At 42.2% G+C, this 24,214-nt stretch carries 19 protein-coding genes; 5 read left to right on the top strand and 14 right to left on the bottom strand.

All coding sequences use genetic code 11. The features are described from left to right. From BKL49_RS12275 to BKL49_RS11845, 5 genes are all read right to left on the bottom strand, one after another. The coding region (locus BKL49_RS12275; protein WP_244152009.1) for an ESPR domain-containing protein at window positions 1-2,308 on the bottom strand (2,308 nt) is incomplete at its 3' end. Window positions 2,309-2,495: 187 nt separating this feature from the next. Further along, window positions 2,496-3,803: a bifunctional tetrahydrofolate synthase/dihydrofolate synthase gene (folC, locus tag BKL49_RS11830; protein ID WP_077425721.1), complete on the bottom strand. Its 1,308-nt coding sequence runs from the start codon at window positions 3,801-3,803 to the stop codon at window positions 2,496-2,498. A 1-nt stretch (window position 3,804) separates the two neighbouring features. After that, window positions 3,805-4,695: an acetyl-CoA carboxylase, carboxyltransferase subunit beta gene (accD, locus tag BKL49_RS11835; RefSeq protein ID WP_077425724.1), complete on the bottom strand. Its 891-nt coding sequence runs from the start codon at window positions 4,693-4,695 to the stop codon at window positions 3,805-3,807. 83 nt (window positions 4,696-4,778) lie between these two features. Beyond that, a complete protein-coding gene (gene truA, locus BKL49_RS11840) occupies window positions 4,779-5,573 on the bottom strand; it encodes a tRNA pseudouridine(38-40) synthase TruA (protein WP_077425726.1) in 795 nt (264 codons plus the stop codon). Window positions 5,574-5,698: 125 nt separating this feature from the next. Continuing rightward, window positions 5,699-6,310 carry a riboflavin synthase subunit alpha gene (locus BKL49_RS11845; RefSeq protein ID WP_077425728.1) on the bottom strand — a complete coding sequence of 204 codons (612 nt, stop codon included), beginning with the start codon at window positions 6,308-6,310 and terminating at the stop codon, window positions 5,699-5,701. Between the two features lie 42 nt (window positions 6,311-6,352). Between BKL49_RS11845 and BKL49_RS11850 the strand changes: the two genes are divergently transcribed. Continuing rightward, window positions 6,353-7,747 (top strand): MATE family efflux transporter, encoded by a 1,395-nt coding sequence (locus BKL49_RS11850; RefSeq protein ID WP_077425730.1) that lies wholly within the window; start codon window positions 6,353-6,355, stop codon window positions 7,745-7,747. Window positions 7,748-7,914: 167 nt separating this feature from the next. On the opposite strand, the gene BKL49_RS11855 is transcribed toward BKL49_RS11850, so the two are convergent. Next, window positions 7,915-8,190 carry a type II toxin-antitoxin system RelE/ParE family toxin gene (locus BKL49_RS11855; protein WP_077425732.1) on the bottom strand — a complete coding sequence of 92 codons (276 nt, stop codon included), beginning with the start codon at window positions 8,188-8,190 and terminating at the stop codon, window positions 7,915-7,917. Further along, entirely contained in the window at window positions 8,191-8,445 is a 255-nt protein-coding gene (locus BKL49_RS11860; protein ID WP_077425734.1) for a type II toxin-antitoxin system RelB/DinJ family antitoxin, read from the bottom strand. 233 nt (window positions 8,446-8,678) lie between these two features. On the opposite strand from BKL49_RS11860, the gene BKL49_RS11865 reads away from it, so the two are divergent. Beyond that, window positions 8,679-10,844: a TonB-dependent siderophore receptor gene (locus BKL49_RS11865; protein WP_077425736.1), complete on the top strand. Its 2,166-nt coding sequence runs from the start codon at window positions 8,679-8,681 to the stop codon at window positions 10,842-10,844. Between the two features lie 51 nt (window positions 10,845-10,895). Further along, window positions 10,896-12,656: an ABC transporter ATP-binding protein/permease gene (locus BKL49_RS11870; protein ID WP_077425738.1), complete on the top strand. Its 1,761-nt coding sequence runs from the start codon at window positions 10,896-10,898 to the stop codon at window positions 12,654-12,656. A 300-nt stretch (window positions 12,657-12,956) separates the two neighbouring features. Here BKL49_RS11870 and BKL49_RS11875 read toward each other — a convergent pair whose 3' ends face one another. Next, window positions 12,957-14,132 (bottom strand): multidrug effflux MFS transporter, encoded by a 1,176-nt coding sequence (locus BKL49_RS11875; RefSeq protein WP_077425740.1) that lies wholly within the window; start codon window positions 14,130-14,132, stop codon window positions 12,957-12,959. Between the two features lie 279 nt (window positions 14,133-14,411). On the opposite strand from BKL49_RS11875, the gene BKL49_RS11880 reads away from it, so the two are divergent. After that, window positions 14,412-14,852, top strand: a complete 441-nt coding sequence (locus tag BKL49_RS11880) for a nuclear transport factor 2 family protein (RefSeq protein ID WP_077425742.1) — start codon at window positions 14,412-14,414, stop codon at window positions 14,850-14,852. Between the two features lie 33 nt (window positions 14,853-14,885). Here BKL49_RS11880 and BKL49_RS11885 read toward each other — a convergent pair whose 3' ends face one another. From BKL49_RS11885 to BKL49_RS11910, 6 genes are all read right to left on the bottom strand, one after another. After that, window positions 14,886-16,229 carry a replication-associated recombination protein A gene (locus tag BKL49_RS11885; protein WP_077425744.1) on the bottom strand — a complete coding sequence of 448 codons (1,344 nt, stop codon included), beginning with the start codon at window positions 16,227-16,229 and terminating at the stop codon, window positions 14,886-14,888. Window positions 16,230-16,324: 95 nt separating this feature from the next. Next, on the bottom strand, window positions 16,325-16,942 hold the full coding sequence (gene lolA, locus BKL49_RS11890) for an outer membrane lipoprotein periplasmic chaperone LolA (RefSeq protein ID WP_077425746.1): 618 nt from the start codon (window positions 16,940-16,942) through the stop codon (window positions 16,325-16,327). A gap of 24 nt (window positions 16,943-16,966) precedes the next feature. Beyond that, a complete protein-coding gene (locus BKL49_RS11895) occupies window positions 16,967-19,795 on the bottom strand; it encodes a DNA translocase FtsK (protein WP_077425748.1) in 2,829 nt (942 codons plus the stop codon). A 2-nt stretch (window positions 19,796-19,797) separates the two neighbouring features. Further along, window positions 19,798-20,277 carry a leucine-responsive transcriptional regulator Lrp gene (lrp, locus tag BKL49_RS11900; protein ID WP_077425750.1) on the bottom strand — a complete coding sequence of 160 codons (480 nt, stop codon included), beginning with the start codon at window positions 20,275-20,277 and terminating at the stop codon, window positions 19,798-19,800. A gap of 110 nt (window positions 20,278-20,387) precedes the next feature. After that, window positions 20,388-21,764: a DNA repair protein RadA gene (radA, locus tag BKL49_RS11905; protein WP_077425752.1), complete on the bottom strand. Its 1,377-nt coding sequence runs from the start codon at window positions 21,762-21,764 to the stop codon at window positions 20,388-20,390. 52 nt (window positions 21,765-21,816) lie between these two features. Further along, a complete protein-coding gene (locus tag BKL49_RS11910; RefSeq protein ID WP_077425754.1) occupies window positions 21,817-22,890 on the bottom strand; it encodes a CYTH domain-containing protein in 1,074 nt (357 codons plus the stop codon). Window positions 22,891-23,543: 653 nt separating this feature from the next. On the opposite strand from BKL49_RS11910, the gene BKL49_RS11915 reads away from it, so the two are divergent. Beyond that, a partial coding sequence (locus tag BKL49_RS11915; protein ID WP_244152010.1) for a hypothetical protein occupies window positions 23,544-24,214 on the top strand: 671 nt, incomplete at its 3' end.

A 24,214-nucleotide genomic window follows, 5' to 3' on the forward strand; every position in this document is an offset into this window, starting at 1 on the left:
TTGACGCCGCAGTTGCTGAGCTACCTGCCGCTGATGCCGAAGATGATGCATTGCCTGCGGAAGTTGACGCCGCTGTTGCTGAAGAAGATGCATTGGTTGCAGAGGTCGACGCTGCACTGGCTGAACTACCTGCCGCTGAAGCTGAAGATGATGCGTTGCTTGCAGAACTATCCGCTGCGGTCGCTGAAGATGCCGCGTTACTTGCAGAGGTCGACGCAGCACTTGCTGAGCTACCTGCTGCTGATGCCGAAGATGATGCATTGCTTGCGGAAGTTGACGCCGCACTTGCTGAAGAAGATGCATTGCTTGCAGAGGTCAACGCTGCACTTGCTGATGTTGAAGCTGCATTTGCTGAGCTACCTGCCGCTGATGCCGAAGATGATGCGTTACTTGCAGAAGTCGACGCTGCACTTGCTGAGCTATTTGCCGCTGATGCCGAAGATGATGCATTGCTTGCAGAGGTTGACGCTGCAGTTGCCGAACTATTTGCCGCTGTCGCTGAAGATGATGCATTGCTTGCGGAAGTTGAGGCCGCACTTGCTGAACTGTTTGCCGCTGTCGCCGAAGATGATGCATTGCTTGCAGAAGTTGATGCTACACTTGCTGAACTATCTGCTGCTGACGCCGACGTTGACGCTTTAGCTGCGGAACTGTCTGCCGCTGTCGCTGAAGAAGATGCGTTACTTGCGGAAGCTGAAGCTGCATTTGCTGAGCTATTTGCCGCTGTCGCCGAAGATGCTGCATTGCTTGCAGAGGTTGACGCTGCGGTTGCAGAACTACCCGCGGCTGACGCTGAAGATGATGCATTACTTGCAGAGGTTGACGCTGCAGTTGCCGAACTATTTGCTGCGGAGGCAGAAGAAGATGCATTGCTTGCAGAGGTTGAAGCTGAGGTTGCAGAAGTTGAGGCTGCATTTGCTGAGCTATTTGCCGCCGTCGCCGAAGATGATGCATTGCTTGCGGAGGTTGACGCTGCGGTTGCAGAACTATCCGCGGCTGTCGCCGAAGATGATGCATTGCTTGCAGAAGTTGATGCTACACTTGCTGAACTATCTGCTGCTGACGCCGAAGTTGACGCTTTAGTTGCGGAACTGTCTGCCGCTGAAGCAGAAGAAGCTGCGTTGCTTGCAGAGGTTGAAGCCGCATTTGCCGAACTATTTGCTACCGTCGCTGAAGATGCTGCGTTGCTTGCGGAAGTTGAAGCTGCGCCTGCAGAATTTGAAGCGGCGGTTTCAGAGGCTTTTGCGGCAACTGCTGACGAGGCGGCTGCACTGGCTGCGCTTTGAATTTTTCCTAAGTTTTCAGTCACGGTTGCAGCAGCGATGCTGGCTGCTGCGATTGAGCTTTTCGCCGTATTGGATAAACCGTAAATAATTTTGCCATTACCATCTGTTGAAACAGAAAGATCGCTGGTCGCAGCAAACGTGAGAGAATCATTATTTCCCAATGTCCAGCTATCCGCAGTACCGCTTGTAGAAGAACCTTCCATTGCAGAATTTTCAATATTAAAGGCATAACTTCGTGATGAATCTGCTTTATCTGTGACCGCACTTTGTGCTGTTGATAACGCTCGATTTGCTGTTGTCTGTGCACTATTTGCGGCTGTTGACGCTGCATTTGCTACGTTTTGAGCCATACTTGCAGCTGTTGATGCAGAATTCGCCGTTGATTGAGCCGTACTCACTGCGGTATTAGTTGCATAAAGTTGTGCACCGGTTACTGCATCGGTAGAATTCGCGTTTAATACTGCACTGGCTACGTTAACAATTTTACGTTTACGAGTCGAATTTCCCACTGAAATTTCATTTGTTCCCGTTGCCACCGAATCTAATCCTAGAGCCACACTATGCTGTGCCGCACGCGTATTTCCACCAATAGCAATCCCATCGCCACCACGATCCGCTTTCGCATTAGAACCTATTGCAATACCATTACTATTTGCGCTAGCCCCCACCCCAATTGCTAAAGAACCTTGTGCTACCCCACCATAATCCTGATTAGCATTACCCGCCGAAGCATTTTCCCCTATAGCAATACCTCTCCCCACACCAGTGGTATTTGCCCCACTTATTGTATCTCCACTAGTAGAACCAATCTGAACAGCAGCTAGTGCATTAGCACTAGCCAACGTTAGCACGAACGTTGCCGTAGCACCTTTTAAAGCATTTAACCTAACTGAATTTATCTTTTCAATATTCACTTGGTTATTAACCGAAGACTTTGTTTTGCCTTTTGAGCGACTCAACTCTGAAACAGCTACCCACGTTTGAGTGATTGCGTTAAAAACAACTTTAAAAATTCTATTCATTTAGTACCTGCTATTTACAATACCTAATAATAAAAATTCACTTTACAAAAGCGAAAACCACTGTCATTTTCCCAACTCTCAAATCCTACTAGGTACCCAAGAGACACTGACAGGGGAAGTGTATCCGAGATTACATATAAAATAAAGTCTAAAACTTAGGAGGAGTGGGTATGACTTGATTTTGTTTTTAGAATTCCAACACCTGCCAAAATTCCGCCACGGTGTGAAATGAACCAAACACTAAAACAATGTCATTTTTAACCGCACTTTCAATGGCATTTTCTACGCCGTTCCACACTGTCTTCTCTGATATTGCTTGTAGCTTTGGCGAAAATTCGGTGAGTTTTGCCTGTAATGCTTCGCCGCTTTGTCCGCGATAACCGCCAAGGGTAACGCAATGCCATTCATCAACAAGGGGAACAAGATGGGTAAAGATACCTTGCGCATCCTTATCTTTTAACATTCCGCATACCGCAATCAATTTGCCTTGATGTTGTGCTTTAAGTGCGGTCAATTTTTCCGCCAAATAGGCGGCGGCCTGCGGATTATGCCCCACGTCAATTATCACCGTTGGCAGGGATTCCGCCTGTTTTGATAATAAGGTTGCCAATTTTTGCTTTTTGTTGGCATTAATTTGTTGAAAACGCCCGATTAATTCAACCTGTTGCAAAGAATGACGAATAGTTTCTTCGCTAACCTCAAAAGGCAACTGCTCAATCACCGCCAAGGCAGTCGCCGCATTCATAAGGGGAATTTGGCAAAACGGTAAATTTTCTAACCGCACTTTTGCACTCTGCCACTGCCAGCTTTGAGCATTTTGTTGAAACGACCAATCCACATTACGGCGTGATACCTTGCAATGTAACCGTTCCGCTTGTGCCAGCATTGTGTGCGGCACATTCGGTTCACCAATCACCACGGGACGATTTTCACGAAAAATACCGGCTTTTTCAAAAGCAATGGCTTCTCGTGTATCGCCAAGAAAATCGGTGTGATCAATATCAATGCCGGTGATCACCGCAAGGTGGCTATCCACAATGTTGGTGGCATCCAAACGTCCGCCTAGCCCGACTTCCAAAATCACCACATCAAGATTCGCCTGTTTAAACAAATGCAAGGCGGAAAGCGTGCTGAATTCAAAATAAGTTAGGGATACCGTTTTATGTTCTTCAATAAAGGCGAATGAGGCAGTGTGGGCTTCATCGGGTAAATCTTTATTTTGAATACGTACCCGTTCGTTATAACGCAGTAAATGGGGCGAAGAATACACGCCTACACGCAAGCCGTGGTTGAGCAAAATGGTTTCGAGCAATCGGCAGGTTGTGCCTTTTCCATTTGTCCCCCCCACGGTAATTACATAGGGGGCAGGCTGGAGAAGATCGAGCTTTTCCGCCACGGATTGAATACGTTCCAAACCAAGATCAATGGCTTTAAAATGGCTGTTTTCTAAATAAGAAAGCCACTCGGCGAGTGGCGAAGTGGCTTTTAAATTCATATTATGCTTCATTCTCAATTAATTCGGGTTCCGCAAAAGGGGAAGGTTGATTTGTCAGTTTACTTAACAGGCTTGCCAAGGTACGGCGCATATCCCCCCGTTTGACAATCATATCAATCGCCCCTTTTTCCAATAAAAATTCACTGCGTTGGAAACCTTCCGGCAATTTTTCACGCACGGTTTGTTCAATTACTCGAGGGCCGGCAAAACCAATTAAGGCTTTCGGTTCGGCAATGTTTAAATCACCCAACATCGCAAAACTGGCAGAAACGCCACCGAGAGTCGGATCGGTTAATACCGAGATAAACGGCACGCCTTTTTCACGCATTTGGGCAAGTACCGCACTGGTTTTTGCCATTTGCATAAGGGAAAATAACGCCTCTTGCATACGTGCGCCGCCACTGGCTGAAAAACACACAAACGGACAATTTAATTCCATCGCTTTTTCCGCCGCTTTCACAAATTTTGCCCCCACGACCGATCCCATTGATCCGCCCATAAAGGCAAAGTTGGAAGCAGCCACTACGATCGGCATATTGTAAAGTGTGCCTGTCATTGTAATCAGTGCATCTTTCTCACCGGTTTCTTTTTGTGCCGCACTGATACGATCTTTATATTTTTTTAAGTCTTTGAATTTTAAAATATCTTTGGGTTCTAAATCTGCTGCAATCTCTTGGCTTGATCCTTCATCCAATAAACGTAAAAGGCGTTCCCGTGCGTCAATACGCATATGATGACCGCATTTCGGACAAACATAAAGATTACGTTTTAACTCTTCACTGTAAAGCACTTGTTCGCAAGAGGTACATTTTGTCCAAACCCCTTCCGGCACATTCGCCTTACGGGTTGAAGAAGAAGGGCCTTTGCTAAAAATTCTATCGATCCAGCTCATTTTTTTACCTATTTATCCACGAGAAAATTCGGCGTATTAAACCACAATTCCAACTTCGTTGCTAGTCAGACAAGCCTATCGCTTTAAATCAGCTCATCCTCAAGAAAAAGCGGCCCTAATTTAGTGTGAGGAAGGGCAAATTTTTCAGGATAAATAACCTCTACCAAATAAAGTCCATCGGGTTTTGCCGTAGGTGCGGCAAGTTTGCGCTCCCGCTGTTCCAACAACCATTTTATCCATTCAATCGGTTGATTGCCTGCTCCCACTTCAATAAGGCTACCGACAATATTGCGTACCATATGATGTAAAAAAGCATTGGCTTGAATATCAACAATAATATATTCCCCTTTTCGTACCACCTTTAAATGATGAACATTTCGCCAAGGGGTATTCGATTGGCATTGTGCCGCACGGAAAGCGGAAAAATCCTGCTCCCCCAATAAAAATTGTCCTGCTTTATGCATTTCGTCGGCGTTGAGATCGAAATGGCAATGGGTAATGCCTGCCGGCAAAATGGCGGAACGCAACTTATTGCAATATAGGATGTAACGATAACGGCGTGCCGTGGCAGAAAAACGGGCGTGAAATTCATCATCTACCACTTTCGCCCATTTCACCGCAATATCACCGGGCAAATTGGCATTCGCACCAAACGACCACGCTTTTTCTGGGCGTTGTGCATTGGTTTCAAAATGCACCACCTGCCCTGTGCCGTGTACTCCGGAATCCGTTCGTCCGGCACAAAATACCTCAATCTTTTCATTTGCCACAAAAGAAAGGGCTTTTTCCAGTTCTTCCTGCACACTACGTACTTTTTCTTGGCGTTGCCAACCAAAATAATGTTGCCCGTTATATTCGACCCCTAAGGCAATTTTCATTTTTATCGCTTTTCCTTGTTCTTAAATTCATTTTGATAAAAAGTAAGGATGCCACATTTACTATCCAGCATATTAACCTATTGAAATTAATAGCCATATTTTTGGCTGCTCTTTTTTTATCTTATTTAACTTTTCGCCGCTAAATAACGTTCTACCGTATCAACAATCGCTTGCGTTTGTGGATCGATTTCGATGTTTACCACATCCCCTATTTTGCGTTGTCCCATTAAGGTTCGCTGTAAGGTTTCGGGAATTAAATTGACGCAGAATTGGTTTTCTTTCACTTCGCCAATAGTCAAACTAATGCCATCCACGGCGACAAACCCTTTGGTGAGAATATATTTCATTACATCCATATTGGGTAATTCAAACCAAATTTGGCGATTATTTTCTGTACTAATAATGTTGGAAATCGTTGCCGTGCAGTAGATATGACCGGATAAAATATGCCCGCCAATTTCCGCTCCCATTTGCATTGCCCGTTCAATATTGACAAAATCGCCGACTTTTAACGCTCCCAAATTGGTAATGCGTAAGGTTTCCTGCATAAGATCAAAACTGACTAAATCGTCTTTAATTTCTGTCACCGTTAAACACACACCGTTATTGGAGACTGACGCACCAATTTCCAATCCTTTACGCATTTCAGGTGGTAATTTTACAACCTGTGTTCTAAAATGTGGCTTTTCTGTAATTGAATGAATGGGTGCAATCCCCTGTACAATTCCGGTAAACATAACTTTTCCTCAATAAAAAATTTTGCGTAGTATATCAAATTTATGAATTTTCGTCTTTTATCCGAATATCACGCCGATATTAAAAAATTAATCAAAATTGCACTGCCTATTTTGCTTGCGCAAGTCGCCCAAAATTCAATGGGGCTTGTGGATACCATTATGGCAGGGCGGGTAAGTTCCACCGATATGGCGGCGATCTCGGTCGGGGCGTCTATTTGGCTGCCTTTGGTATTATTCGGGCATGGTTTGCTACTCGCCTTACCGCCTACAATTTCTTATTTAAATGGCTCGGGACAACGTCATCGCATTGCTCACCAAGTTCGTCAAGGCATTTGGATTGCCCTTTTTGCCTCGCTTCCTCTTGGCTTGTTTATTTATTACAGTGATGTGGTTTTACAATTTATGGAGATGGATGCCAATATGGCACAAATCGCCCGTGATTACTTGCACGCAATGCTTTGGGGGTTACCGGCATATTTATTAATGATAAATTTCCGCTGTTTAAATGACGGTATCGCTAAAACCAAACCGGCAATGGTTATCGCCTTTCTCGGTTTAATGATAAATATTCCGCTCAACTATATTTTTATTTATGGCAAACTTGGACTGCCTGCCTTTGGGGCGGTGGGATGTGGCATTGCAACGGCAATCGTAAATTGGGCAATGTGTTTGATGATGATCGCCTACTCTTATTTTAATCGTCAAGAACGCCGATTAAAGGTGTTCAGCCGATTGATTGAAAAACCGAACATCACAACATTAAATAAACTCTTTCAACTTGGTTTACCCATTGCAATTGCTATCTGTTGTGAAGTGGCACTTTTTGCGATGACGGCACTATTGCTTTCGCCATTAGGAGCAACCATTGTGGCAAGCCATCAAATTGCCTTAAACACCAGTTCTTTTATCTTTATGTTCCCTATGTCTATCGGTATGGCAAGCACGATTCTTGTGGGGCAAGCTTTAGGAGCGGGATCGCCAAAAAAAGCGAAAAAAATGGCATACACCGCATTAATGCTTGGTTTAACCATTACCGTTATCACCGCATTTATTACTATTTTCTTCCGTTATGAAATTGCTGCTATTTTTGTGACAGACGGGATTGTCATTGGTATGGCGGGTAGCTTATTGTTACTTGCGGCGATTTATCAGTTCTCCGACACCGTTCAGGTTGTGGTTGGTGGTGTCTTGCGGGGTTATAAAGACACAAAAGTGATTCTTTACATTACACTTTTTGCTTATTGGGTTATCGGTGTGCCATTAGGCTATACATTAGCCCGAACCGATTTATTAATACCAAGCATTGGCGCACAGGGCTTCTGGATTGCTTTTGTGGTATCACTTACCTTTGCGGCAGTACTATTGTTTTATCGAATGAGAAAAATGCAAAGTTTGCCAGATGAAGTGTTGATGGCAAGATTGGAAAAACTGAAATAATTTCAATGATCTTGTATCAAGAACGCCGGTGAATGTGTAAGATCAAAAATACGCCTAAAAATGACCGCACTTTACGTAAAGTATAAAGACAGTATCCGTACTAGGAGAGAATTTCAACAGGTTAATATTACAAATGCCTACATACTTTCCCATTTCATGGGTCTCTTCTATTTAAACAAATGAGAATGTGAGCCAACACGGTAAAGTTTAATCACTTGATTCGTGCTATCACGTTGATAAATCAAAAGTAAGTTAGGTCGATCGTGACATTCTAAATACCCAACATAATTGCCAATTAAAGCGTGTTCCTTATACTTAGATGGAAAAGATTCGCCGGTAGATAGCAATTCGATCACTTCAGTAATGATTTCTTTGGCTTGGTTGTCATTTTTATAACGTTTGGCATCTTTTTTAAATTGTGCAGAGGTGATCAAAGTAAACATTTACCACCCCAAATCGGCTGTGAGTTCTTCAACATTTTTATAACGTGATACATTTAAGTTATTTTCTAACTCATAAATAGCCTGTAATGTTTCGGCATTCGGTTCAAGTAATTCTTTCGGGATAGTCGCTTGGGTTGCCAGCTGTTGTAGCAACATTCTAATAACGGTGGATAAATCTAATCCCAATCGTTTTGCATTTTCAGCAGCAAGCTGTTTGATTTGTTGTTCAACGCGGATAGTCAATGTGCTATTCATAAGTCCTCCTATTGTGAGTGCATCATTGTAATGACAAAAACGTACTAACACAATGACGAATCGATGATTGTCAAATGCTTGAAATCAACAACAAAAAATCACGAAAAAAATGACCGCACTTTTGAATACGATGACTTTAATAGTTAATGCGAATTATTCCTATTGAGTAAAACGATTGTTTTCGATTATACTTTCCTTCCTTTTCGTTACCTTCAATTTCAAGGAAAGCAATCATAATGTTCAAACATAGCGTTATTTACTCCGCCCTTTTTACCGGTATTTCAATTTCCGCCTTTGCCGAAACCACAGTTAATGGCGATTCAGAACAACTCGATCAAGTAAATGTTGTCACCGAACTGGAAAAAGCCAAAGCAATCGGTGAAAAACAAAAAGAAATCGTTAATTTAAGCCTACTGGGTCGTCAAACCGCCTTTTCCTCCCCAATTTCCGTCATCAATTATGATGAAAAAGCCTTTGAAGATAAATCGCCTCGCAATGTTGTCGATGCCCTTGCGAAAACCGATGCTTCGGTAATGAATTTTGGTGGTGAAACCAATACGCTTTCGGGTTTATATGTTAGAAATTTACAATTAGATATGCGTCAGGTGAGTGTAAACGGGTTAGCCGGCTTATATTCAACCTACAATTCTCCTACTGCTGCGGTTTCCTCTGCCCAATTAATCAAAGGGGCATCCACCGCCACAACAGGGATGGATCCGGAAGGTTCGGCGGGTGCTTCAATGAATATTGAAACCAAACGGGCAACAGATGAGGCAATTAATAAACTAGGCTTTGGTTGGTATAGCAATAATCGTTTAGAAGAAACCTTTGATGTGGGTCGCCGTTTTGGCGAAAACAACGAATGGGGCGTGCGGGTGAACGGTAAGTATCGTGATGGCGACACCCCACGTGAAAATTATGATGAACGCAATAAAGAATTTGCCCTTGGCGCGGATTATCGTGGTGATAAATTACGACTCGGCGTGGATTATATGTATGCCAAACGCACTACTCACGGTGGGCGTGCGCGTTTGCAAGATCTGCAAAATTTAGCTTATAGCGTGCCAAACGCACCAAACGGTAAAACCAATTTAAACCCGAGTTGGCTCGCTCAAACCACCAAAGATCAAACCATTATGGCAACATTTGAATATGATCTGCCTTACAATATGATGTTATCGGGTGGAATTGGTCATATGGAATCCCAATATTCCGGTGCATTTGGTCAAATTACCCAACTTCAGCAAAATGGCGATTTTAATATCACCGGTATTCGTGGCATTGATTATCGCACCCGCACCACAAGCGGTAACTTAAAATTACAGGGCGAACTTGAAACCGGCGCAATATTGCATAACTGGAATGTCGCCTTTGATTCCGTTGTGCGCCAACGTGATCACGATCAAAGCGCAAAAACCAATGGGCGGGTAAATGGCGGTTCGATTTATCATCCAAACTTTGGTGCATTATCCCCCAACAACTTTGATTTAACCCCAAACACACAAGGCACGGATAGTAAACTCTCCGCCCGTAGCTTGGCTTTTGCCGACACGCTTGGCATTTTTGATAATACCCTTCGCCTTACATTGGGTGGACGTTTCCAATGGATCAAACAATTAAACAAAAACACCGCCAAAGAGGTAAAAGCAGATCGATTCAGCCCAATGGTTACGCTTGCCTATGTGCCAAATGCTAATTTAGTCTTTTATGGTAACTACTTAGAAGATTTAGAACCGGGTAATGTTGATCCGGATAGTGGTGAAATGAATAGCCCACGGGTCAGCCGCCAACTTGAATTGGGCGTGCGTAAAAATTGGGGCGATCAATTCACCACCACATTGAGCCTGTATGAAATTCGCCGTCCGGGCATTATCCGTGGTCGAAGTGGAACGGCACTGGAACAAAGAGCCGGAAAAGAACAGGGTAAAGAACGCAATCGTGGTATTGAGTTTAATGCTTATACCAATCTCTTTGAAGGCACATTACGCCCTTCACTTGGGTTTACCTACAACCAAGCTAAAGTGTTCGACTTTCCAACCTATGCGGACACCATTGTCAATGGTGTTCAGGTAACCAGCCCCCGTTGGATTGCCAAAGCCGGTATTGAATGGGATACCCCTTTCATTCAAGGTTTAACATTAAACAGTGCAGTCCAATATTATGGGAAATCCTATCAAGACACCGCCGCAAATTATCGCCTCCCGTCCTACACCACCGTAGATTTTGGGGCAAAATATGCGATGACATTAGGCGAAGAACAGGCAATCACGTTCCGAGCAGGTATTGAAAATGCCTTCAATAAACACTATTGGCAAGTACAACGTGGAATGTATGATCGCAGCTTTGCACTACTCGGTATGCCACGTACTTATTGGGTAAAAGCGGAATATTCCTTCTAATTAGCATTATTGGGGCGAAATGCTTTCGCCCTTTTTCACTTATGGAAATTTATGAACTGGCAAACCGAACTCAATAATAGTTTTAACTGGATTTTAACCGCACTTTTTTGGGTGGTACTGGGTTTTATCGCAACCCTTGCAGCATTAAAACAAACCCCTTTTGGTAAAAAGTTTTGGCACATTGCCGCCCCCTCCCTCACCAAGCAAAACAGCATTAAAATCATCGCTTTTCTCCTATTATTATTTCTGATGATTTTGCTTGAAGTACGTTTTAGCGTGCTTAATTCATTTTTTTACAATGGATTATATAGTGCAATGCAGGCACTCAATGCCGAGACTTTTTGGTTCTTTGCAAAACTTAATGCCCTCCTCGTGTTGGTGCAGGTGGTACATTCCATTGCCGATTATTTTCTACGTCAAGTTTTTGAAATCCGTTGGTTGGAAAGCCTAAATGCGGTGTTGGTAAAACGCTGGTTAGAAAATAAAAAATACTATCGTCTAAAATATGAGCGGGAATTGCCGGACAATATCGATCAGCGTATTGAACAGGATGCCCGAGAATTTATCACCAGTACGGTGCAAATTGTAAGAGGAATGATCAATTCAATCCTCACCACCATTGAATTCACCATTATTCTTTGGTCGCTTTCGGGAATGTTGAGTTTATTTGGTTTGAATATTGAAAAAGGCGTAGTGTTCTTTATTTATGCCTTTATTATTTTCGCCACCTTAATGTCCGTTTGGCTCGGACATCCGTTAATCAAACTCAACTTTAACAAGGAAAAACTGAATGGCGACTATCGTTATGGCTTAATCCGTGTGCGTGATAATGCAGAAAGTATCGCTTTTTATCACGGTGAATCAAAAGAACAGGCATTACTGAAAACAAAATTTGCACAAATTATCCATAACCGCTGGACAATCGTCTTAAAAATGCTCGGCTTAGACGGCTTCAATAACGGTGTTACCCGTGTGGCAAAACTCCTCCCGCTAATGTTGCAGGCACCACGTTTTTTCAGTGGGCAAATCAAACTCGGTGATATGCATCAAACCGTGCAGGCATTCAATCGATTAATGACCGCACTTTCCTTTTTCCGTTTATTTTATGAAGAATTTACCCTCTACCAAGCACGTCTAAATCGTCTCTACGGCTTTATGACAAAACTGGATGAATTGGATAACACTGAAGTCAGCCAACCTTACCGATGTTCAAACCGCGTTGCCCTAAAAGATTTTGGCGTAAAAGATGAGCAGGGACGAATTTTGCTGAATAACATTAATGTGGTGCTTGAAAGTGGCGATGCCCTGCTTATCCAAGGTGCATCCGGCACAGGCAAAACAACCCTATTGAAAGCCATTGCGGGGATTTACCCCTTTGAAACCCTCGGCACTGCCGAACACCCTTGCTCCGGTAGTCTTTTTCTGCCACAACGTCCTTATATGCCTCAAGGCACATTGCGGGAAGCCATTTGTTATCCGGATATTGATCCCCACCATTCGGAACTGGAACAAACCCTACGCGATTGCTGTTTAGAAAAATACCTACACGCCCTTGATGTGGAAAATGACTGGCAAGCAATTTTATCCCCCGGCGAACTCCAACGGGTTGCCTTTATTCGTATTTTACTCACCAAACCAGACGTAGTTTTTCTTGATGAAACCACCTCAGCCCTAGACGAAGCGACAGAGCATTTACTCTATCAAACTATAAAAGAACGCTTGCCGCAGATGATTATTCTCAGCATAGGACACCGCAATACACTCCATCAATTTCACAATAGACAGCTAAAATTGGAAGTCTGCATTGTGTAGAAAGCGCAGTTAATTTTATAACCTACTCCTGTTCAAAAAAATCTAAATAATGGTTAAAACTTGGTATTCAACTACAATCAATAGACAGGTTTCATTGGGATGACACCTATAATGATTATCTAAACGCTTGCGAAAGCCACTTGGTTCAAATAATTTATTGTGTAACAGCCATATAATACCGAATCAATTTACTCCCAATTAAGGGGCTGGTACAAATAACAAAACCCGATAATTCAACAGAGAACTATCGGGTTCTTTTTTGGAAAAAATAAACCAATCGTGATACTGCCATTTCAAACATTATTCTATTGAATCTACAATTTTTCCTTGAATTATCAAATAAATCCCAACACCTAATAACCCACAAACCCAAATTACTACTGCAGTGGCATAAAAAATATTTCCAATACCGACTAATGGCGAAACGATTCCACCTAAAAAGAAAGGGGCAAAACCTAACAATGCGGAAGCACTGCCGGCATATTGACGTTCACTTTCCATTGCAAGGGAAGAAATTGCCGGAAAAGTAAGTCCCATTAGTAGCAACATTAAAAAGAAGCCAATTTCTACAAAAAACCAATAGGGCTGAATAAATAATACGATAATGGTATAAATTGCCGCGGTAAAAAAACCAAGAACGCCAATAGAAAGTGCGGTTCGATTTGGCAATTTTCCGCCCACATTTGCCCCTATCACCAATGCAGCTCCATTTGCACCAAAACACAAGCTAAAAACAAATGCACTCAAGCCATAAAAACTTTGCAAAATAAAGGGAGACGCCGCAATATAAGCAAACATTGCTCCCAGTAAGAAACTTTCAATTCCCACATAGCTCATAAATAAGCGATTTTTGATGATCACGCCAAAAATAGAAAAAGTCGAAAGTACCGAACCTTGCAAACGGTTCTCTTCCTTCAAACTTTCTTGCAAACGAAAACAAAAAACAACAACCGTTATTCCAATCAATGTCAGAAAAACAAACACGCCTTTCCAGCTAATATATTCAAGCAAAATACTGCCTAATATTGGGGAAATAATGGGTGCAATACCATTTATTGTCATTAACAAACCAAAAAAGCGGGTCATTTCCCTACCACGATAAAGATCCGTTGCTATCGCACGGGAAATCACCACACTACCGGCAGAAGATAAACCTTGCACGATACGTAAAAAGATCATTGTTTCAATATTTGGCGAGAAAATAATCAAGAAGGAACTAAGAATATAAATGAGTAACGAAATAATGAGCGGTTTCTTACGCCCAAATTTGTCACTGATCGGCCCTAACAATAATTGTCCCACAGCCAATCCGATCATTGCCGTGGTTAAGGTGAGTTGTGTCATTGAAACGGTTGTGGTGAAAAAAGCCGCTAATTGCGGCAGAGAGGGCAAATAAAGATCCACCACAAAAGGGCCAAACGCAGAAAGTACACCGAGTAATATAGCCAAGAAGGCTTTTGAGTTTGTTTTTGTCATATTGTTTGTTATCCATAAAAGGCGATATGTAGCCACAACACCATGAAAAAAGTTTTCGATGGAATAAAGACCTAAGATTTCGTTTCAATCATCACGCTATTTTTGCTTTATGTATTTGCAACCACATCGAAAAAATGAGCTGCCGATTATACGAATCCTTTTCACCCTTTCAATCTATTTTGTCGTTTTATTGTTTCAAAATAAGAGAGAGTTTATTTCTAAAAAAGATAATTTTGCTACAATGCCCGCGTTTTTAACCCTTAACAAAAAGGAAATGTTATGAAAAAAGTGATTTTTACCATTGCACTTTTAGCCCTTTCAACCGCTGGATTTGCTTCTATCCCGGAACAAAATAAAGCTGTGGCACTTGATTTTTACGAAATGGTGTTCAACCAACATAAATTACAAGAAGCCAGTGATAAATATATTGGCAAGGAATATTTACAACATAATCCGACCGTAGCAGACGGCAAACAGGCTTTTATTGACGCTTTTGCGCCTTTCTTAAAAGCCCATCCAAAATCAAAAGCAACGGTAAAACGTGTGTTGGCTGACGGCGATTTGGTGGCACTGCACGTGCATAGTCAATTAGATGATAAAGATCGTGGTGAAGCCGTTGTGGATATTTTCCGTTTTGATCAAGACGGCAAAATTGTAGAACACTGGGATGTCATTCAATCTGTGCCGGAAAAAACCGAAAGCGGACGTAGTATGTTCTAACTAAAAATGCGTGGAATAACCACGCATTTTTTATCACGATTCATAACGTTTTTTGACCGCACTTTTATCCTGTTCACGCAGCCGTTCCAATTTTTCCTTAATCTGAATTTCCATTCCTCGATTCGTTGGGAAGTAATATTGCGTGTTTTTCAATTCTTCCGGAAAATAATTTTCACCGGCGGCGTAAGCATTGGGTTCATCGTGTGCGTAACGATACTCCGCCCCGTAGCCCAATTCTTTCATCAGATTAGTTGGTGCATTGCGTAGATGTGGCGGTACATCATAATCCGGTAAGGTTTTCGCTTGTTGTTTTGCGGTGTTGAAGGCGGTATAAACAGCATTGCTTTTCGGGGCAACGGCAAGATAAATAATCGCCTGCGCAATGGCACGTTCTCCCTCGTATGCACCTACACGGGTAAAACAATCCCAAGCGGCAAGTGCCACTTGCATTGCGCGGGGATCGGCATTACCTATATCTTCTGAAGCAATAGCTAAAAGCCGTCTTGCCACATAAAGCGGATCACCGCCTGCGGTTAAAATTCGTGCATACCAATATAATGCCGCATCGGGTGCAGAACCCCGCACGGATTTATGCAATGCGGAAATAAGATCATAAAAACGATCCCCCTGCTTATCAAAACGGGCTTGGCGTTCTCCCAATACTTCTTTTAATAAAGTGCGGTCAATTTTTTTACCGTTTTCCGTTTCCTCCGCCATATCCGTCATTAATTCAAGACAATTCAAGGCTAGGCGGGCATCGCCATTCACATATTCTGCCAGTTGGGTTAATAAATTCTCTTCTAAAATCAACCGCACTTTGCCTAAACCCCGCTCAGGATCATTAATCGCTTGTTGCAGTACTTGTTCAATTTCTTTGGTGGTGAGGGATTTCAACACATAAACACGGGCGCGTGAAAGTAATGCACTGTTCAGTTCAAAAGAAGGATTTTCAGTGGTTGCACCAATAAAAATAATCGTGCCGTCCTCAATATGAGGCAAGAAGGCATCTTGCTGACTTTTGTTAAAACGATGAACTTCATCAACAAATAAAATGGTTTTACGATCTGCAAGGCGGTTTTGTTTTGCCCGATCAATGGCTTCCCGAATTTCTTTAATTCCACCGGTTACCGCTGAAATACGCTCCACATCGGCATTGATACGATTTGCGATAATTTCGGCTAAGGTTGTTTTTCCCGTTCCCGGTGGCCCCCAAAAAACCATTGAATGAATATGCCCCGCTTGAATGAGTTTGCGCAATGGTTTTCCTTCTCCAACAAGGTGGGATTGCCCGAAATATTGATCGAGATTTGTCGGCCGCATTCTTGCTGCAAGGGGGCGAAAATCGTTTTCTGCGAAATCAAAACCAAGATTTGCCATACATTATTTCCTTAGCATTGAGAAAAAATCGAGGGCGTAATAACAACTTCCTCTATTACGCCCTTTTATTATGCCCTTTTATTATGCCCTTTTATTTATTTTTTACGTTGATCATCCAACTCGACACCTTTTGGTGGAGTAAATTTAAACAAGGAATCCGCCAATGCTTGATTGGTGATATTTCGCAAAACATACAGGTTGGTTTGTCCGTCTTTTTCGGTGGTACTAAAATTTTTCAACACACCGTTTGAATCCACCCGAATGTCGAATTGCTTGATGTTGCTTTTCGCCGATTTAGGTTTCAGCGTAAAAGTATCCGCCTGTTGGCTTACCGAATACTGTTCCCAATGGCTTTTGTCATCACTGGTTAATAAAACAAAAGGTGTATTATTCACCGCCTCTTTTACCCATTGTGCCGTGACCTGTTGCACAAAAGGATCGTAATACCAAAGGGTTTTACCATCGGCAATAATTTGTGTTTCCTGTGGTGATTTAGTCTCCATTCGGAATAAATTTGGGCGTTTGATTTGAAGTTTTCCACTTCCCTGCTGTACATTTTTCCCGCCTACCGCAGTCACGGTTTGAGAAAAATCTGCACTCAGGGTATTCACTTGGCTTAAACGGGTTTGTAATTCCCCTGCTGCATCGGCAAGTGCCATACCGCTAAAGCCCATCAAAGCAAGTGCGGTCAATTTTAAGTATGTTTTTTTCATTTACTTTCCTTTTTAATGTTGAAATTAGTAGTCGGGACGGCGTGCAAGAATTTCACGTTTGTTATTTTGCATTGCACTCACAATGCCCTGTTCTTCCATTTGATCCATGATGCGTGCGGCACGGTTAAAACCCACGCTGAATTTACGTTGAATAGAAGAGGTGGAGGTTGTTCCGGTGCTTAAAACATATTCCATCACTTCATCGAAAAGCGGATCAAGCTCGCCACTACCGCCACTTGTTTTATCCGCACTTTCTTCATCTTCTTCGCCATCCAAAATGCCGTCAATATAATCCGGTTTACCGCGCGCACGCCAATCATCGGCAATACGTACGACTTCGTCATCACTCATAAAAGCACCGTGTACACGAATAAGATCGGAAGATCCCTGCCCCGAATACAGCATATCGCCACGCCCCAATAAGGCTTCTGCCCCCACTTGATCCAAAATGGTGCGGGAGTCAATTTTACTTGCCACCGTGAAGGCAATACGGCTTGGGATATTGGCTTTAATCAGCCCCGTAATCACATCAACGGAAGGGCGTTGTGTTGCCAAAATAAGGTGAATACCAATGGCGCGTGCTTTTTGCGCAAGGCGTGCGATTAATTCTTCAATTTGTTTACCGGCAACCATCATAAGATCGGCAAATTCATCTACAATCACCACGATATAGCTTAATTTTTTCAATGCAGGCGGCATTTGATCCATCGTATCGCCCGGTTTCCAAATTGGATTTGGAACCGGCATTCCCATTCCTTCGTATTCATCAATTTTTTCATTAAAACCTTCGATATTACGTACCCGTAATGCGGAAAGTAATTGATAGCGGCGTTCCATTTCATCCACACACCAACGCAAGGCATTTGCCGCTTTTTTCATATCTGTAACCACCGGTGTGAGCAAATGGGGAATATCGTTATAAACGGAAAGTTCAACCACTTTCGGATCGATCATAATAAATTTCACTTCATCCGGCTGAACACGGAAAAGTAAACTTAAAATCATTGTATTCACCCCCACCGATTTTCCCGAACCGGTAGAACCCGCCACCAATAAATGCGGCATTTTTGCCAAATCCACAATCACCGGTTTACCACTAATATCTTTTCCAAGCGCCATTGGCAAAATTGCTTTTGAACCTCGAAATTCATCACTGTCCAAAACATCACGTAATGGCACGATTTGACGATGTGCATTCGGGGTTTCAATACCTATATAGGGTTTTCCCGGAATCACTTCGGCAACACGAATGGAACGGAACATTAATGCCCTTGCTAAATCAGTATCAATGTTCGTGACTTTTGAGGCTTTCACCCCCGGTTGTAATTCCAGTTCGTAACGGGTTACCACCGGCCCTACAAGCACATCCCGTACGTTTGCTTTCACATTAAAGTTACTTAACTGTTGTTCTATGCGTTGCGAAGTTGCCGTAATTTCCTCACGGGTGATTTCCTGCGTTTGCGTTGGGTGCTGTTCCAATAAATCCAAACTTGGTAACGGTGTCGTTGGTTTTTCCCGTTTTTGGGTTGGTTGTTGAAATGCAGGGTGAATCAAAGAATCGCCATAGGGTTTATAAACCGGTGTTGTCTCTTGAATTTGTACTCTGGGTTGAGATTCAATATCAGGTTCCGGTGCGGCGAGAATCACTTTTAAGGCATCCTCCGCCTCTAACGTTTTCGCACGTTCCGCCATTGCCGCCAAAGATTGCTTTTCTTGTTCGGCAAATTGACGAGCCAAATCATCCGTTTCCCTCTCGAATGCTTCATCATAAGAAAGTGCGGTCAATTCCGAAGAAGTTTTTTCCGTTATCGGCGCAAGGGAAACCGTTGGCATTACCGGATCATTCAATGTAGAAATCGGCTCAAAATCAACCGTTCTTTGCGTTTCTTCTGTTTTTGGTTTCGATGTAGCATTTGACCAAGTTGGGGCAAAACTCTGCTGTAAAGATTCCCCCTGACCTTGAATTGAAATACTGACACTTGGCAATTTATCGAAAGTATCGGCTTTAAAACCATCAAAGTTTTCATCAAATAACGATGTTTCCGCTTGAGCGTAGGAAGGAGGTGTTACATCGGGTTGGGACAATCCACTAATATTGATTAATTTTTCCGGTTGCACCAGCGGATTCTCCGCTTCCGTATCAATATTTTCATCTGCATTTATTTCACTTGCCTGATCGCTGGCTTCATCGGCTTTATTAAATAATGCCGTAGGTTTTTGAATCACAATTTGTTCAAGTTCTTCAATGGCTGATTCCGATGGCGTTTCCGCTTCTTGTTCATCATTTTTCATTGTTAACCAGTGATAAAACCGCACAATGAGGCGGATGAGTGAGGCACCGGAACAAAAAATAAAACCAATAATGGCTAAAGCAAGCCCGACCAAAATACAACCAAATTTCCCCAAGGTAGGATAAAGTGCAAGCACAAGACTTCCGCCCAACACCCCGCCGGATAAATAATAGTTTGTATTGGAAAGTAATAAGGTTGCCATTATGGTTAACCCTACAAGCAATGTGACAAAGCCAAAACTACGCAAAGCAATTTTTGTGAAAGAGAGGGAGCGAACCGCTTTGGTTTTTAATAAAAACAATGGAACGAGAAAAAGCAGGAAAGGGAACAAATTTCCCACATAACCAAAGAAAACAAAGAAAGTATCTACCACCCAAGCACCGAAAGCACCGGCTTTGTTGATGGTTTCGGTTTGAAAACCGGCAGTTGACCAAGAATTGTCCAACGGCGTATAGCTTGACCACGCTACAATCAAATATAAGCCTAACAGGGCTGCCAATCCAAAGAAGAGTTCCCCAAGATATTGTTTGGGGGTAAAGCGTTCGGTAATTCGTTTAATCATTTTTATTTTAAGACAAGATAGTTGGTTTGTTTCACTTCTTCCATCACCACATAAGTGCGGGTATCGTTCACACCGGGCAGGCGTAATAAGGTTGTACCTAATAATTTTCGGTAAGCCGCCATATCCGCCACGCGGGTTTTCAGCAAATAATCAAAATCCCCCGAAACCAAATGACATTCTTGAATTTCATCAAGGGCTTGAATTGCCGCATTAAATTCTTCAAACACATCGGGCTTACCTCGCACCAGTGTAATTTCAACAATCACTAAAAGCGGGGCATCAAGTAATTCAGGATTGAGCAAAGCACGATAGCCCATAATAACCCCTTGTTTTTCCAAGCGTTTTACCCGTTCTAAACAAGGGGTGGGAGATAATCCCACTTTTTTGGAAAGATCAATATTAGAAATTTTGCCGTTGCGTTGTAATTCATTCAAAATTTTAATATCAATCGTATCCAATGCTTTATTTAGTTTCTTTTCCATTTTTTGACTGTTGATTTCTGCACTATTGTTTTACATTTACGACATAACAGAATGTAAGAGGTTGGTATTCTAACGGATTTTGCCCCAATTTTCAGTATGACAATGAATTTCTAAAAATTATCCAACACCGCTAAGGCATCCGATAATTTTTTCACCGTGAAAACCTGCATATTTTCCACCGCACTTTTCGGTTTATTTCCGAAAGGCACAATGGCACGTTTAAAACCGTGTTTTGCCGCCTCGCTAATTCGCTCTTGTCCGCTCGGCACGGGACGAATTTCGCCGGCAAGTCCCACTTCACCAAAAATCACCAAATCTTGCGGCAAAGGGCGATTGCGGAAACTGGAAATTAAGGCAAGCAATAAGGCAAGATCCGCACCGGTTTCCGTCACTTTTACGCCCCCTACGACATTCACGAAAACATCCTGATCCGCCATTTGTAAACCACCGTGACGATGTAAAACGGCAAGTAACAACGCCAAGCGATTTTGTTCTAATCCCACCGCAACCCGGCGTGGGTTTGCCAACATAGAATGATCTGCCAAGGCTTGAATTTCTACCAATAACGGACGTGTGCCTTCCCATAGAACCATCACCGAACTGCCTGAAGTTTGTTCATCGCCACGGCTTAGAAAAATGGCGGAAGGATTTTTCACTTCACGCAAACCTTGTTCCGTCATACCAAACACGCCCAATTCATTTACCGCACCAAAGCGGTTTTTATGGCTGCGCAATGTGCGATAGCGTGAATCCGATTCCCCCTCTAATAACAGAGAACAGTCAATGGCGTGTTCCAACACTTTTGGCCCGGCAAGTGTGCCGTCTTTTGTGACGTGTCCCACCATAATAATCGCCACCTGACGTGTTTTGGCATAACGGGTTAAAAACGAAGCACATTCCCGCACTTGTGCCACACTGCCCGGCGAAGATTGAATATCGGCAAGATGCATTACCTGAATGGAGTCAATCACAATAATTTGCGGTTTAAGTTGATCCGCAAGGTTGCAAATTTGTTCAACAGAGGTTTCCGAAAGCATATTGAGCTTATCATTCGGCAAGCCCAAGCGATTGGCACGCATAGCCACTTGTTGTAAAGATTCCTCACCCGTAACATAAAGTGCGGTCATTTTTTGTGCCAATCCGCACATTACTTGTAACAAAAGTGTACTTTTTCCCGCCCCGGGGTGTCCCCCAATCAAAATCGCACTCCCCGGCACAATTCCCCCACCAAGTACGCGATCCAGCTCTTTAAATCCACTGGTAAATCGAGGCGTTTCCTGCAGGCTAATTTCAGAAAGGGTTTGAATTTTCGCCTGTGTTTCACCGACATAACCGCTGAATCGATCATTTTTGGGTTTTGAGGCGGAAATTAACCGCACTTCACTGATGGTATTCCAAGCTTTACAAGCGGTGCATTGCCCCTGCCAACGGGAAAATTCCGCACCGCAATCGTTACATACATAAGCCGTTTTCGGCGCTTTTGCCATTTTCTTTCTCCATAAAATAAGCGGGTTTTAACAATGCTTAAAATGCCTCGATTTAATGATGAATCTGCGGTTCATTTAATACCGACAAACGCATTAATTTAAGCATTCGTTCAAAATAAAAACGGTCTTTAAAAAGTGCGGTCAATTTTTCAATGGTTTTTTCGTTATCTTTGGTTTCGCTGTGAAAACGAATAAGATGTTGAATTTCAGTGAAAAAGTGTTGGTTACTTTCCAATAGATCTTCAAGGAAATTTTCCTCGATTAAAGCACCATTTTTCGCTGCCACAACCCTTTCCAATAAGGTTTTATTTTCATCATAATAATGATACAAATTGAAAAACGCCCCAACCCGCTCCACGGTTTTCATAAAATCCGAACTAAATAAAGTGCTTGGTAATGAAAGGGTTTCTTCCACCAAATCTTGTTCCATTTTAAGCAACGCATTAAATTTGGCTTGAAAATCTACCGTACTTTCTTTCCCTTCCGCTTGCAAAAAATCACGCCATTTACTTAGCCAATCCGTTAGCACCACCCTTTGACCGAGCAAATAACCACGTTTTGCCTTGCTCGCACCACTGAAATACATATCCGTTAAAATCGGCAATGCTTCAACAAAATAGAAAAGATCCGCAATGTTTCCTTCTTTCAATTCAAATTCAATTTCACAAATAGGTTGCAAATGTCCGCCACTAACGATTTTTCCCTGATCAAACGCCACTTCAATTTTAGAATCCCGAAATGGGATCAGCCAAAAAGTGCGGTCAAAATCGGTGGAAAAAATAGGTTGTAGTGGGGTTATTGGAAGTTGTTCAAAGGGGTACAAAGTGCGTAACATTTCATTCGTTGGCGTTTCTTTTTCCACCAATGGCAAATTATATTCAGGACGACTATGCAATCCCCCCACCACTTGGCCATCCGTTTTCAATGTCAATGTTATTGTTTGATTTTCTTGGCGAATACGTAAGCCCATTTTTTGCTTGGCGAGAAAATGATCGGGATAATCATAATAGGTATTACCTAGGAAAATGCGTTGATGTTCAAGCGGATTAAATTGTTGGAGGTGTTGTGCCAGTACATTAAACATTGCCGGCGAAACGATAAGTTTGAGTTCGATTTCGTTGCTCATATAAGAGGATCCTTGGCGAATTTAAACGAAAAACTAAGACGAATTTTAGAAAGTTCAAAAATTTACAAACATTTACAAATCTTTACAAAAATTGTGCAATTGTGCAATTGTGCAATTGTGCAATTGTGCAATTGTGCAATTGTGCAAATAATATCATATTTAATAATAAAATAAAAGCAATTTCTATCATATTTTAATAAATCTTACTTCATATATAAAAGCATAAAACAACAAAAAAATATAATAAAAAAATCATAAAATACAACAAGATATATTAAAACTATAAAATATTAAACAAAACATAAAAAAAATAAAGAAATTATTTATTTAAAAACAAATATTAGAAGTAACAATAATTTTTAAATAAACATTGTGGAAATTTATCATTTTATTTACCGAAATTATACAAATCATATTTTTGTAAAGAATCCTTCTGCAAAGAAGCCTATCCAAAACTTCAGATATTGAAATTATCAATTAGCAATTTAAACTAACCGACCGCTACTCTTAAGTAAGCTAGAAATGGTTACCGTCAGAATAGCAATTTTATTTGTATTAACAAATCGTAAATAAACAGAAATAACATAGGACATTCAGCAATGAATAAAATTTTTAAGATCGTTTTCGATCGTAAAAAAAACACGTACGTTGTAGTGTCGGAATTCGCTAACAACTATGTAGGGAAATCGCCCAAAAGCACGACAAAACGAACAGCCGGAATGATCGCCGGATTTAAAAAGACTTTCTTAGCAAGTGCATTAATTGCTTTTGCACAACAAGTTGCGGCAAGTAGTATCACAGTACCTGGTACGGGTTATAACTGGCCTAGCTCACAATCCGGAGCTTGGGACTCAGGGAATGGCGCACAATGGACGCTTACTATACAAGGTGTGAATGGGATCAAAACCGGTCTTAGTGCTACTAACGGCACAGAGGGATCAAGTAGCGATAAACTAAATGAGAATTATCGTTATGGCAATGGAACAGACTATAAACAAAAACTACAAACATTGACCATTGGTCTTGATAACGCCACGGTAAAAAAAATAAATAAAATAGAATCAACAGCTCAAGCAGCTGCCAGTCAAGCATCACAAGCAGCCGGTGCCATTTCAACCGCAATAAGTACAGCGCAATCTGCTGCATCATCAGCCGGAGATATTAGTAAAACGGCTTCAACGGCGGCAAGCGCAGCCTCCTCGGCTATATCAGCCGCTTCATCAGCCTCAACTGCTGCAAGCAATGCGGCATCTTCTGCTTCGGCAGCTGATAGCTCTGCAAGCGCGGCTTCAACTTCTGCTTCAGCTGCAAACAGCTCTGCAAG

The organism is Rodentibacter myodis (assembly GCF_001999305.1).
Lineage (GTDB): Bacteria > Pseudomonadota > Gammaproteobacteria > Enterobacterales > Pasteurellaceae > Rodentibacter > Rodentibacter myodis.

What these genes read in the sequence shown, in the direction of transcription:
- folC (WP_077425721.1), bottom strand. Translation starts at nt 3,803, where the DNA reads ATGAATTTAAAAGCCACTTCGCCACTCGCCGAGTGGCTTTCTTATTTA.
- accD (WP_077425724.1), bottom strand. Translation starts at nt 4,695, where the DNA reads ATGAGCTGGATCGATAGAATTTTTAGCAAAGGCCCTTCTTCTTCAACC.
- truA (WP_077425726.1), bottom strand. Translation starts at nt 5,573, where the DNA reads ATGAAAATTGCCTTAGGGGTCGAATATAACGGGCAACATTATTTTGGT.
- BKL49_RS11845 (WP_077425728.1), bottom strand. Translation starts at nt 6,310, where the DNA reads ATGTTTACCGGAATTGTACAGGGGATTGCACCCATTCATTCAATTACA.
- BKL49_RS11850 (WP_077425730.1), top strand. Translation starts at nt 6,353, where the DNA reads ATGAATTTTCGTCTTTTATCCGAATATCACGCCGATATTAAAAAATTA.
- BKL49_RS11855 (WP_077425732.1), bottom strand. Translation starts at nt 8,190, where the DNA reads ATGTTTACTTTGATCACCTCTGCACAATTTAAAAAAGATGCCAAACGT.
- BKL49_RS11860 (WP_077425734.1), bottom strand. Translation starts at nt 8,445, where the DNA reads ATGAATAGCACATTGACTATCCGCGTTGAACAACAAATCAAACAGCTT.
- BKL49_RS11870 (WP_077425738.1), top strand. Translation starts at nt 10,896, where the DNA reads ATGAACTGGCAAACCGAACTCAATAATAGTTTTAACTGGATTTTAACC.
- BKL49_RS11875 (WP_077425740.1), bottom strand. Translation starts at nt 14,132, where the DNA reads ATGACAAAAACAAACTCAAAAGCCTTCTTGGCTATATTACTCGGTGTA.
- BKL49_RS11880 (WP_077425742.1), top strand. Translation starts at nt 14,412, where the DNA reads ATGAAAAAAGTGATTTTTACCATTGCACTTTTAGCCCTTTCAACCGCT.
- BKL49_RS11885 (WP_077425744.1), bottom strand. Translation starts at nt 16,229, where the DNA reads ATGGCAAATCTTGGTTTTGATTTCGCAGAAAACGATTTTCGCCCCCTT.
- lolA (WP_077425746.1), bottom strand. Translation starts at nt 16,942, where the DNA reads ATGAAAAAAACATACTTAAAATTGACCGCACTTGCTTTGATGGGCTTT.
- BKL49_RS11895 (WP_077425748.1), bottom strand. Translation starts at nt 19,795, where the DNA reads ATGATTAAACGAATTACCGAACGCTTTACCCCCAAACAATATCTTGGG.
- lrp (WP_077425750.1), bottom strand. Translation starts at nt 20,277, where the DNA reads ATGGAAAAGAAACTAAATAAAGCATTGGATACGATTGATATTAAAATT.
- radA (WP_077425752.1), bottom strand. Translation starts at nt 21,764, where the DNA reads ATGGCAAAAGCGCCGAAAACGGCTTATGTATGTAACGATTGCGGTGCG.
- BKL49_RS11910 (WP_077425754.1), bottom strand. Translation starts at nt 22,890, where the DNA reads ATGAGCAACGAAATCGAACTCAAACTTATCGTTTCGCCGGCAATGTTT.